This is a genomic window from Streptomyces sp. A 4/2, assembly GCF_940670765.1.
In the GTDB taxonomy this organism is placed as follows: Bacteria; Actinomycetota; Actinomycetes; order Streptomycetales; family Streptomycetaceae; genus Streptomyces.
The window spans coordinates 67,534-78,848 of the sequence record NZ_CALNVW010000007.1 but is presented as its reverse complement, the minus strand read 5'-3'; the positions used below and the strand labels follow the sequence as shown (position 1 = coordinate 78,848).

Below are 11,315 nucleotides of genomic sequence, written 5' to 3'. Positions count from 1 at the left end.
GTGAGCGACACCCAGACCTTGATCGATAACCGGCCGCCCTCCGTGGCGACCCTTTTCACCCAGCGGGTTGCCGACACGCCCGATGCCGAGGCGTACCGCTATCCGGTGCCCGCCGCTTCCGGTGACGGACCCGACGAGTGGAAGTCGCTGAGCTGGGGGCAGGCCGCCGAGCGGGTGTACGCCGTCGCGGCCGGTCTGATCGACCTCGGCGTCGCCCCGGAGGAGCGCGTCGCGCTCGCCTCCGGCACCCGGGTCGAATGGATACTGGCCGACCTCGGCGTGATGTGCGCGGGCGCGGCGACCACCACGATCTACCCGTCGACGAACACCGAGGAGTCCGCGTACATCCTCTCCGACTCCGAGAGCCGGGTGCTGATCGCGGAGGACGCCGTACAGCTGGCCAAGGCGCGGGAGCGGCGGGCCGAGCTGCCGGACCTCCGCCATGTCGTGGTGATCGACGCCGCGGGCCTGGAGCCCGACGAGAGCGGCTGGGTGCTGACGCTGGCCGAGCTGGAGGCCCGCGGAGCGGCGTACCTGGAGAAGAACCCCGGGGCGGTCAAGGAGCGGACCGCGGCCATCACCGCCGACCAGCTGGCCACGCTGATCTACACCTCGGGCACCACGGGCAGGCCCAAGGGCGTACGGCTGCCGCACGACAACTGGTCGTACATGGCCAAGGCCACGGTGGGGACCGGCCTGATCACCAAGGACGACGTCCAGTACCTCTGGCTGCCGCTCGCTCACGTCTTCGGCAAGGTGCTGACCTCCGGGCAGATCGAGGTCGGCCATGTGACCGCCGTCGACGGCCGGGTGGACAAGATCATCGAGAACCTTCCGGTGGTGCAGCCGACCTACATGGCCGCGGTCCCGCGGATATTCGAGAAGGTCTACAACGGGGTCGCCGCCAAGGCACGGGCCGGTGGCCCCGCAAAGTACAAGATCTTCCAGTGGGCCGCCGAGGTGGCGCGCGAGTACGCGAAGGTCACCCAGGACAACTACCGGCACACCGGCACCACCTCGGCGCCGTTCGCGCTCACGGCCAAGCACAAGGTCGCCGACGCACTCGTGTACTCCAAGATCCGCGAGGCGTTCGGCGGCCGGCTGCGCGCCTGTGTCTCGGGTTCGGCCGCGCTCGCTCCCGACATAGGGCTCTTCTTCGCCGGCGCCGGTATCCACATCCTGGAGGGGTACGGCCTCACGGAGTCCAGCGCCGCCTCCTTCGTCAACCCGGGCGAGGCCTACCGCACCGGCACGGTCGGCAAGCCGCTGCCCGGCACCGAGGTACGGATCGCCGACGACGGCGAGATCATGCTCCGCGGTCCCGGCATCATGGCGGGCTACCACCGGCTGCCGGAGAAGACCGCCGAGGTGCTGGAGTCCGACGGCTGGTTCCACACCGGCGACATCGGCGAGCTGTCGTCCGACGGCTATCTGCGGATCACCGACCGCAAGAAGGACCTGATCAAGACGTCGGGCGGCAAGTACATCGCACCGGCCGAGGTCGAGGGACAGTTCAAGGCCGTCTGCCCGTTCGTCTCCAACATCCTGGTGCACGGCGCGGACCGGAACTTCTGTACGGCCCTGATCTCGCTCGACGAGCCGACCATCATGGGCTGGGCGCAGGAGAACGGCCTCGGCGGCCGGACGTACGCCGAGGTGGTGGCCACCAAGCAGGTCGAGTCGCTGATCGGCGGCTATGTGAAGGAGCTCAACGAAGGGCTCCAGCGCTGGCAGACCGTCAAGAAGTTCCGGCTGCTGCCGCGCGATCTGGACATCGAGCACGGTGAGCTGACGCCCAGCCTCAAGCTGAAGAGGCCGGTCGTCGAGCGGGAGTACAAGGCGCTCATCGACGACATGTACGCGGGGGCGCGCGAGGCGTAGACGCGGGCTCGCGGGGCTCCTGGGGCGGACGGGCCGGTCCGGGCCCCGCTCACGCCCTGCGCCCGGTGCGCTCCGGCGCGCGCGGGCGCACCCGTGCCACCCCGCTGACCTGTGTGTTTGGCATCCGGCGTCACCCAGTTCAGTGACTCGGCGCATATGGGCGGGCTCAGTCTGTCACTCTGGCGGTGCCGTAAGCGGCACAACGTCAGATCTGGTCAGGGAGCCGCACTGTGGTGTCCATTCCCGTGCAGAGGGAGACAGCGGTCCGCTCCGCACGCCCTCCCGGACCACCACCGGTCGCCGCACCGTCCGTGGTGGTCCGCACCAGCCTGCCCGGCAACCAACTGGCCGCGTCCGCCGCGCGCCGGTTCGTGCGTGCCGCGCTCGCCGACTGGACCGCGCTCGGGCTGCCGACCGCCACCGGGTTCACCGACCAGCTCGCCGACGACGCGGTGCTCATCGTCAGCGAACTCGTCACCAACGCCGTGGTGCACGCGGGTACCACGGTCGACCTGCTCGTCCGCCTGGAGGAGGCGCTCGCCGACGAGCCGCCCGCGCTGGTCGTCGAGATCTCCGACCACCACCCCGCGCGCGCGGTGCGCAACGAACCGGAGGCACAGCAGGACCCCGGCATCCCCGAGTACGGACGCGGACTGCGGCTCGTCTCGGCCCTGGCCGAGAGCTGGGGCATCACGTACCACACCGGCCGCAAGACCGTCTGGACCAGGCTGCCGGTCGGCGACGGTGACCCGCACCCGGCCCCCGGCAGTGACCAGCGGCTCCAGTGGGGCCTGCGGGCCGCCGAGATCCTGGCTCCCGCGCCCCGGCGTGCGCCGGGGGACGACCGGGAGTGGAGCAGCGGGGGCGCGCTGTCGTTCCTCGCCGAGGCCTCGGAACTGCTCGCCGGACAGTTCGACGAGGACATGATCGCCGCGCTCGCCGGGCAGCTCCTGGTGCCCAGGCTCGGCGACTGGTGCGCCGTCTGGCTGGACCCGGAGGCGGGCGGCCCGGGGCGCAGGCCGCGGCTCTCCCGGGTCTGGCACACCAAGGAGAACCGGATCGACGAACTGCGGGCCGCGCTGGAGAGGGAACCCCCGAAGCTGCCGGAGTCCGCCCGCGGTGCGGGCGTGCCCGTGCCGTGGCCGGGTCTGAACGAGCCCCCCGGGGCCACCGGTGGCGCCGGAGCCGCCGGGACGGACGGGGTGGCGCTCGGCTACCGGCTGCTCGCGGCCGGCCGGCCGCTGGGCACCCTGCTGCTCGGCCGGACCGGACTCCAGCGCGCCTCCGAGGAGGTGAGCGGCCTGGTCGAGGACTTCGCGCGACGGGTCGCCCTGGCGATCGCCGCCGCCCGCCAGTACACCCGGCAGGCCACCATCAGCCGGGTGCTCCAGCGCGGACTGCTGCCCAGCAGCGTCGCGGAGATCCCCGGTGTCGACAGCGCCCTGGTCTACGAGCCGCGCGGCGAGGGCGTCGTCGGCGGCGACTTCTACGATGTCTTCCCCGGCGACGCCGCAGGGGGCCGCTGGTGCTTCGCCCTCGGCGACGTCCAGGGCAGCGGCCCCGAGGCGGCGGTCGTCACCGGCCTCGCCAGACCCTGGCTGCGGCTGCTCGCCCGGGAGGGCTACCAGGTCTCCGGTGTGCTCGACCGGCTCAACAAACTGCTCCTCGACGACGCGATGGAGACGGCCGAGGCGGCGGCCCGGATGGTCGCGGTGGCCGGTGGCCAGGACATGCCCGAGGACCCCCAGTCCCGCTTCCTCTCGCTGCTCTACGGCGAACTGGTGCCGCTCGCCGGAGGCGGCGTGCGCTGCACCCTCTCCAGCGCCGGCCACCCGCTGCCGCTGCTGCTGCGCCCGGACGGCACGGTACGGCCGGCGGCGGCCCCGCAGATGCTGCTAGGCGTGATCGAGGGGGTCGCGTACGAGAGCGAGACGTTCGACCTGCTGCCCGGCGACACCCTGCTCTGTGTCACCGACGGCGTCACCGAGCGGCGGGCGGGTCCGCGCATGTTCGATGACGGTGACGGACTGGCGACCGAGCTGGCGGACTGCACGGGGCTGACCGCACAGGGGGTCGCCGAGCGGATCAAGCACGCGGTGTACGCATTCGGCATCGAGCCCCTCGACGACGACCTGGCGCTGCTGGTGCTGCGGGCGGAGTGACGCGGGTAGAAGCCGTGTTCCGGAAGTCCCGTCTGCCCCGCGGCGTCCGGTACGCACCTGCGTGGACCGGGCGGCCCGCGAGCCGAGTGACAATGGGGACATGCCTTCCGTACTGCCCGATGGTGAACCCGTGCCCGAAGACGGGGCGCTGCCCGGTCATGCCCTGGAGGGCGCGGGTGACCGGCCGCTCGGCTTCTACCTGCATGTGCCCTACTGCGCGACGCGCTGCGGGTACTGCGACTTCAACACCTACACCGCCACCGAACTGCGCGGCTCGGGCGGCGTGCTGGCCTCCCGGGACAACTACGCGTCGACCCTCACCGAAGAGGTCCGGCTGGCCCGGAAGGTGCTCGGCGACGACCCGCGGCCGGTCAGCACGGTCTTCGTCGGCGGCGGTACGCCGACCCTGCTCGACGCCGCCGACCTGGTACGGATGCTCGCCGCCGTCCGGGACGAGTTCGGCCTCGCCGAGAACGCCGAGATCACCACCGAGGCGAATCCGGAGTCCGTCGGCCCCGAGTACCTGGCGACCCTGCGGGCCGGGGGCTTCAACCGGATCTCGTTCGGGATGCAGAGCGCCCGGCAGCACGTACTGAAGATCCTCGACCGCACGCACACCCCCGGACGGCCCGAGGCGTGCGTCGCGGAAGCACGGGCCGCGGGCTTCGACCACGTCAACCTCGACCTGATCTACGGCACACCGGGGGAGTCCGACGACGACTGGCGGGCCTCGCTGGACGCGGCCGTCGGCGCGGGCCCCGACCACGTCTCCGCGTACGCGCTGATCGTCGAGGAGGGCACCCAGCTGGCCCGCCGGATCCGGCGCGGCGAGGTCCCGATGACGGACGACGACGAACACGCCGACCGCTATCTGATCGCCGATTCCGTGCTCTCCGACGCGGGCTTCTCGTGGTACGAGGTGTCCAACTGGGCCACCACCGAAGCGGGCCGCTGCCTGCACAACGAGCTGTACTGGCGCGGCGCGGACTGGTGGGGCGCAGGCCCCGGCGCGCACAGCCATGTGGGCGGCGTGCGCTGGTGGAACGTGAAGCACCCCGGCGCGTACGCGGCAGCCCTGGCGTCCGGGAAGTCTCCGGGCGCGGGCCGCGAGATCCTGCCCGCCGAGGACCGCCGGGTGGAGCGCATCCTGCTGGAACTGCGCCTGCGCGAGGGCTGCCCGCTGTCCGTCCTGGCCCCGGCGGGCCTGGCGGCCTCCCGGCGCGCACTGGCGGACGGACTGCTGGAGGCGGAGGCGTACGGGGCGGGACGCGCGGTGCTCACCCTGCGGGGGCGGCTGCTGGCGGACGCGGTGGTCCGGGACCTGGTCGACTGAGGCCTGGTCGCCCTGCGCGCGGGCCGTCCGTGTCCGGGCGGAGTCCTGTGCGCGGGCCGTCCGTACGGGGGCTCCGCCCGGACCCCGCTCCTCAAACGCCGGAGGGGCTGGAATCAGCTGTGACGAAGTCGATCAGCTCCTCCACCCGCCCCAGCAGCTCCGGCTCCAGATCCCGGTAGGACCGCACGCAGGAGAGAATCCGCTGCCAGGCCGCCCCGGTGTTCTCCGGCCACCCCAGCGCCCGGCAGACCCCCGTCTTCCAGTCCTGTCCGCGCTGCACCCGCGGCCACCCCGGGATCCCCACCGACGACGGCTTCACCGCCTCCCAGACGTCGATGTACGGGTGCCCCACGACCAGCGCGTGGTCGCCGGTGACCTCCGCGGCGATCCGGGACTCCTTGGAGCCGGGCACCAGGTGGTCGACCAGCACACCCAGCCGCGCGTCCGCCGCGGGGCCGAACTCCGCCACGATCGAGGGGAGATCGTCGATGCCCTCCAGGTACTCGACGACGACCCCTTCGATCCGCAGGTCGTCACCCCACACCCGCTCCACCAGCTCGGCGTCGTGCCGCCCCTCCACATAGATCCGCCCGGCCCGCGCGACCCGGGCGCGGGCCCCGGGGACCGCCACCGACCCGGAGGCCGTACGCAACGGGCGCACCGGAGCCGCGGTGGGGCGCACCAGGGTGACCGGGCGGCCCTCCAGCAGGAAACCGCGCGGCCCCATCGGGAACACCCGGTGCTTGCCGAACCGGTCCTCCAGCGTGACCGTCGGCCCCTCGGCCGTCTTCTCGCACCGGATCACCGCACCGCAGAACCCGGTGGCGATCTCCTCGACCACCAGATCGGGCTCGGCCGCGACCTCGCGGGCGGGCGTCTGCTTCTTCCACGGCGGCGTGAGGTCCGGGCTGTAGCTGCGCATTCCGCAGACGCTACGACACCCCGGAGCGCGCTGCCAGCACATCCCGCTGGGCGCGGACGAAGGCCGCGTCGACCACGGCCCCGTGCCCCGGTACGTACCGCGCGTCCTCGCCGCCCAGCGCCAGCAGCCGGTCCAGCGCCGCGGGCCACTGTGCCGGGAAGGCGTCCGGGCCCGCCTGCGGCTCGCCCGACTCCTCGACCAGATCGCCGCAGAAGACGACGCCGGGGCTGCCGGGGACGTACAGGGCCAGGTCGTGCCCGGTGTGGCCGGGGCCGCAGTCGGCCAGGACGACCTGCCGTCCGCCCAGGTCCAGCGTCAGTTCGCCGGAGACCATGTGGTGCGGGGCGACCAGATGGGCCACCGCCTCCGCGGCCTGGGACGCCGGGACCCCGTGGCGTACCGCGTCGTGCCGCAGCACCTCGGCCCCACGGGAGTTGCGGGCCAGCAGACCGTCCAGGCCCGCCGCTCCGTAGACCTGGACCCCGGCGAAGGCCGCCGTCCCCAGCACATGGTCGAAGTGCGGGTGGCTCAGTGCGATGTGCGTCACTCTCCGGCCGCCGAGAAGCGCCTCGGCGGCGATGCGGATCTCCCGGCCCTCGCGGAGCGTCGAGCCGGTGTCGTACAGCAGCGCGGCGTCCGTCCCGGCCACCAGTCCGACCGTCGCGTCCCAGCCGGGGAGACGGCGCCGGCCGACATCCGCCGCCAGGTGTTCCCAGCCGGAGTCTTCCCAAGGGGCGTCCATGCGGCGACGCTATCCCGGACGGCAGGTACCGGCGCGACGGCGTGACGGGCTGCCCTTGCCAGCGGTGAACCTCTCCGCCGTACACTGGGTGGTCATTGGCACTCGAACGCACAGAGTGCCAAGAAGGCTCCGAGATCGACAGCTGGAGGTGTGCGCGGGTGCTCAGCGAACGCAGACTCGAAGTGTTGCGCGCCATCGTCCAGGACTATGTGGGCACGGAGGAGCCCGTCGGCTCCAAGGCGCTCACCGAGCGGCACCGGCTCGGCGTCTCGCCGGCCACGGTCCGCAACGACATGGCGGCCCTGGAGGACGAGGGCTTCATCGCCCAGCCCCACACGAGCGCGGGGCGCATCCCGACGGACAAGGGCTACCGGCTGTTCGTCGACAAGCTCGCGGGCGTCAAACCCCTGTCGTCGCCCGAGCGGCGCGCCATCCAGAACTTCATGGACGGCGCCGTCGACCTCGACGACGTGGTGGGCCGGACGGTGCGGCTGCTCGCGCAGCTGACCCGGCAGGTGGCCGTGGTGCAGTACCCCTCGCTGACCCGCTCCACGGTCCGGCATGTGGAACTGCTCTCACTCGCGCCCGCCCGGCTGATGCTCGTGCTGATCACGGACACCGGACGGGTCGAGCAGCGCATGATCGACTGTCCGGCGCCTTTCGGTGAGACGTCGCTGGCGGATCTCCGGGCCCGGCTCAACGCCCGGGTCGTGGGACGCCGCTTCGCGGACGTACCACAATTGGTGCAGGACCTTCCCGAGTCCTTCGAGCAGGAGGACCGGGGTACGGTTTCCACGGTGCTCGCGACCCTGCTCGAAACCCTGGTCGAGGAGACCGAGGAGCGGTTGATGATCGGCGGTACCGCCAATCTGACCCGTTTCGGACATGACTTCCCACTGACCATCAGGCCGGTGCTGGAAGCACTCGAGGAGCAGGTCGTGCTCCTCAAACTGCTCGGGGAGGACTCGGGCATGACCGTACGCATCGGGCATGAGAATGCCCACGAGGGCCTGACGTCCACCTCGGTCGTCGCCGTCGGCTACGGTTCGGGCGACGAGGCAGTCGCCAAACTCGGCGTGGTCGGACCGACCCGCATGGACTACCCCGGAACGATGGGAGCGGTACGCGCAGTGGCACGTTACGTCGGACAGATCCTGGCGGAGTCGTAAGTGGCCACGGACTACTACGCCATTCTCGGCGTGCGCCGCGACGCTTCCCAGGACGAGATCAAGAAGGCATTCCGCAGGCTGGCGCGTGAGCTCCACCCGGATGTCAATCCCGATCCCAAGACGCAGGAACGCTTCAAGGAGATCAACGCCGCCTACGAGGTGTTGTCGGACCCGCAGAAGAAGCAGGTCTACGACCTCGGCGGCGACCCGCTCTCGCAGGCGGGCGGCGGAGCCGGCGGCTTCGGCCAGGGCGGCTTCGGCAACTTCTCGGACATCATGGACGCCTTCTTCGGTACGGCGTCCCAGCGCGGGCCGAGGTCGCGTACGCGGCGCGGCCAGGACGCGATGATCCGGCTGGAGATCGACCTCAACGAGTCGGCCTTCGGTACGACGAAGGACATCCAGGTCGACACCGCCGTCGTCTGTACGACGTGCAGCGGCGAGGGCGCGGCCCCCGGCACCTCGGCCCAGACCTGTGACATGTGCCGCGGACGCGGTGAGGTCTCGCAGGTCACCCGGTCCTTCCTGGGCCAGGTCATGACCTCGCGGCCCTGCCCGCAGTGTCAGGGCTTCGGTACGGTCGTGCCGACCCCGTGCCCCGAGTGCGCGGGCGACGGGCGCATCCGCTCCCGCCGCACGCTCACCGTCAAGATCCCGGCCGGTGTCGACAACGGCACCCGGATCCAGCTCGCGGGCGAGGGCGAGGTCGGCCCCGGCGGCGGCCCCGCCGGTGACCTGTACGTCGAGATCCACGAGCTGCCGCACGCGGTCTTCCAGCGGCGCGGCGACGATCTGCACTGCACGGTGACCGTCCCCATGACGGCAGCCGCGCTCGGCACGAAGGTGCCGCTGGAGACGCTGGACGCGCTGGAGGAGGTCGACATCCGGCCGGGCACGCAGTCCGGCCAGTCGATCCCGATGCACCAGCGCGGCATCACGCATCTGCGGGGCGGTGGTCGCGGCGACCTGATCGTGCACGTCGAGGTGCTGACCCCGTCGAAACTCGACGCGGAGCAGGAGCGGCTGCTGCGCGAATTCGCGAAGCTGCGCGGCGAGGAACGGCCCACCGGCCAGTTCCAGCCGGGTCAGCAGGGGCTGTTCTCGCGGCTGAAGGACGCGTTCAACGGGCGGTAGCCGTCGGGCTGTCCTTGTGGCCGGGGATTCCGGGAGTTGCCCCGGGAGAATCCGGGCCGCGCGTGATTTCGGCGCCGTACGGAGGACGTGACACCATGCGGTCATGTCCTCCGTACTCGCCGATCTCTGCCGATATCCGATCGTGCAGGCCCCCATGGCGGGCGGTGCTTCAGGCCCGCAGCTCGCCGCCGCCGTATCCGAGGCCGGCGGTCTCGGTTTCCTCGCCGCCGGGTACAAGACCGCGGACGGCATGTACGAGGAGATCAAGCAGCTGCGGGGGCTGACCTCCCTGCCGTTCGGCGTGAACCTCTTCATGCCGCAGCCGGAGAACGCCGACCCGGCCGCCGTCGAGGTCTACAGCCATCAGCTCGTGGGCGAGTCCACCTGGTACGAGACGCCGCTCGGCGACGTCCAGGGCAGTGCGGACGACGGGTACGAGGCCAAGCTCGCGATCCTCGTCGACGACCCGGTCCCGGTCGTCTCGTTCACCTTCGGCTGCCCCTCCCGTGACGTGCTGGACGCCTTCGACCGGGCGGGCACCTTCACGGTCGTCACCGTCACCACGGCCGAGGAGGCCCAGACCGCCCAGTGGTGCGGCGCCGACGCGGTCTGTGTGCAGGGCATCGAGGCGGGCGGCCACCAGAGCACCCACCGCGACGACCCGCAGACGGACGGCACCGGGATCGGCCTGCTGTCGCTCATCACCCAGGTACGCGAGACCGTCCAGCTGCCGGTCGTCGCCACGGGTGGACTCATGCGCGGCTCGCAGATCGCCGCGGTGATCGCGGCGGGCGCGGACGCCGCCCAGCTCGGCACGGCCTTCCTGGTGTGCCCCGAGTCCGGGGCGAACGTCCTGCACAAACAGGCACTGACCAACCCGCTCTTCGTCCGCACGGAACTCACCCGGGCGTTCTCCGGCCGCCCGGCGCGCGGCCTCGTCAACCGCTTCATGCGCGAGCACGGCCCGTACGCGCCCGCCGCCTACCCCCAGGTGCACCGCCTCACCGCCGGGCTGCGCAAGGCCGCCGCCGCAGTGGGCGACGCGCAGGGCATGGCGCTGTGGGCCGGGCAGGGCCACCGCCTCGCGCGCGAGCTGCCCGCGGGCCAGCTCGTCGAGGTACTGATCGCCGAACTGGACGCGGCACGCACCGCATCGGCTCCCGGGAGCACGTCATGACCGCGCCCGTGTTCGTCGTCGACGGAGCCCGCACATTCGAGACCGACCCCGGCGGCCGGTTCGTCCTGGACGGGCCCGAGGGCCGGCACGCGGTGTCCGTGAAGCGGCTGCGGGCGGGGGAGGACGTCGTACTGACCGACGGCGCGGGCCACTGGGCCCGGTGCGTGGTCCTGGCCGCCGAGGGCAAGGACCAGTTGGTGCTCCAGGTGGACTCCTGGACCGAGGAGCCGCCGCCGGCGCCCCGGATCACCGTCGTCCAGGCACTGCCCAAGGGCGACCGCGGGGAGGTCGCCGTCGAGACGATGACGGAGACCGGCGTCGACGCGATCGTGCCGTGGCAGGCGTCGCGCTGCATCACCCAGTGGCGCGGCGAACGGGGCGCCAAGTCCCTTGCCAAGTGGCGCAGTACGGCCCGCGAGTCGGGCAAGCAGTCCCGCCGGACCCGCTTCCCCGAGGTCGCGGACGCCCTGAGCACCAAGCAGGTCGCCGCGCTTCTCGCCGAGGCCGACTTCGCCGCGGTGCTGCACGAGGACCAGGAGTACGGCAGCGAGGCGCTGGCGTCGGCGGAGCTGCCCGCGGAGGGGGAGATCGTGCTGGTCGTCGGGCCCGAGGGGGGCGTGTCGCCGGAGGAGCTGGCGGCGTTCACCGCCGCCGGTGCGGGCGTGTACCGGCTGGGCCGGAGCGTGCTGCGGACGTCGACGGCGGGAACGGTGGCAGCGGCCCTGCTGCTGGCGCGTACGGGTCGCTGGAGTTAGGGCCTTTCGTTTGGATCACGACCGGGTGCAGAGGCCCGGT

General features: G+C 72.1%; 9 protein-coding genes. 7 read left to right on the top strand and 2 right to left on the bottom strand.

Translation table 11 applies throughout. The features are described 5' to 3' along the window. The 3 genes from NBY69_RS04345 to hemW all read left to right on the top strand — a co-directional run bounded on the left by NBY69_RS04345 (position 1) and on the right by hemW (position 5,376). The gene (locus NBY69_RS04345) at positions 1 to 1,881 is read left to right on the top strand and encodes a long-chain fatty acid--CoA ligase (RefSeq protein WP_250298385.1); all 1,881 of its coding nucleotides are present in this window, start codon (positions 1 to 3) and stop codon (positions 1,879 to 1,881) included. Between the two features lie 230 nt (positions 1,882 to 2,111). Then, complete coding sequence (locus NBY69_RS04340; protein ID WP_374211206.1) at positions 2,112 to 4,043, top strand: SpoIIE family protein phosphatase; 1,932 nt, start codon at positions 2,112 to 2,114, stop codon at positions 4,041 to 4,043. A gap of 100 nt (positions 4,044 to 4,143) precedes the next feature. Then, entirely contained in the window at positions 4,144 to 5,376 is a 1,233-nt protein-coding gene (gene hemW, locus NBY69_RS04335) for a radical SAM family heme chaperone HemW (RefSeq protein ID WP_250298384.1), read from the top strand. Between the two features lie 91 nt (positions 5,377 to 5,467). Here the strand turns inward: hemW and NBY69_RS04330 are convergent, their stop codons facing one another. Both NBY69_RS04330 and NBY69_RS04325 read right to left on the bottom strand, forming a co-directional pair. Beyond that, complete coding sequence (locus NBY69_RS04330) at positions 5,468 to 6,298, bottom strand: DUF3097 domain-containing protein (RefSeq protein WP_250298383.1); 831 nt, start codon at positions 6,296 to 6,298, stop codon at positions 5,468 to 5,470. A 10-nt stretch (positions 6,299 to 6,308) separates the two neighbouring features. Then, on the bottom strand, positions 6,309 to 7,040 hold the full coding sequence (locus NBY69_RS04325; RefSeq protein WP_250298382.1) for an MBL fold metallo-hydrolase: 732 nt from the start codon (positions 7,038 to 7,040) through the stop codon (positions 6,309 to 6,311). Between the two features lie 158 nt (positions 7,041 to 7,198). On the opposite strand from NBY69_RS04325, the gene hrcA reads away from it, so the two are divergent. The 4 genes from hrcA (at position 7,199) to NBY69_RS04305 (ending at position 11,275) form a co-directional block, all read left to right on the top strand. Beyond that, positions 7,199 to 8,209, top strand: coding sequence for a heat-inducible transcriptional repressor HrcA (hrcA, locus tag NBY69_RS04320; RefSeq protein WP_250298381.1), 1,011 nt, complete (start codon positions 7,199 to 7,201; stop codon positions 8,207 to 8,209). Then, on the top strand, positions 8,210 to 9,343 hold the full coding sequence (gene dnaJ / locus NBY69_RS04315) for a molecular chaperone DnaJ (protein WP_250298380.1): 1,134 nt from the start codon (positions 8,210 to 8,212) through the stop codon (positions 9,341 to 9,343). It begins immediately after the preceding gene. Positions 9,344 to 9,446: 103 nt separating this feature from the next. Then, complete coding sequence (locus tag NBY69_RS04310) at positions 9,447 to 10,520, top strand: nitronate monooxygenase (RefSeq protein WP_250298379.1); 1,074 nt, start codon at positions 9,447 to 9,449, stop codon at positions 10,518 to 10,520. After that, the gene (locus NBY69_RS04305; protein ID WP_250298378.1) at positions 10,517 to 11,275 is read left to right on the top strand and encodes a 16S rRNA (uracil(1498)-N(3))-methyltransferase; all 759 of its coding nucleotides are present in this window, start codon (positions 10,517 to 10,519) and stop codon (positions 11,273 to 11,275) included. Before NBY69_RS04310 ends, NBY69_RS04305 begins: the two co-directional genes overlap by 4 nt. Positions 11,276 to 11,315 lie beyond the last annotated feature (40 nt).

Bases quoted from the DNA above. Each gene is read 5' to 3' on its own strand.
- hemW (WP_250298384.1), top strand. From the start codon at position 4,144: ATGCCTTCCGTACTGCCCGATGGTGAACCCGTGCCCGAAGACGGGGCG.
- NBY69_RS04330 (WP_250298383.1), bottom strand. From the start codon at position 6,298: ATGCGCAGCTACAGCCCGGACCTCACGCCGCCGTGGAAGAAGCAGACG.
- NBY69_RS04325 (WP_250298382.1), bottom strand. From the start codon at position 7,040: ATGGACGCCCCTTGGGAAGACTCCGGCTGGGAACACCTGGCGGCGGAT.
- NBY69_RS04310 (WP_250298379.1), top strand. From the start codon at position 9,447: ATGTCCTCCGTACTCGCCGATCTCTGCCGATATCCGATCGTGCAGGCC.
- NBY69_RS04305 (WP_250298378.1), top strand. From the start codon at position 10,517: ATGACCGCGCCCGTGTTCGTCGTCGACGGAGCCCGCACATTCGAGACC.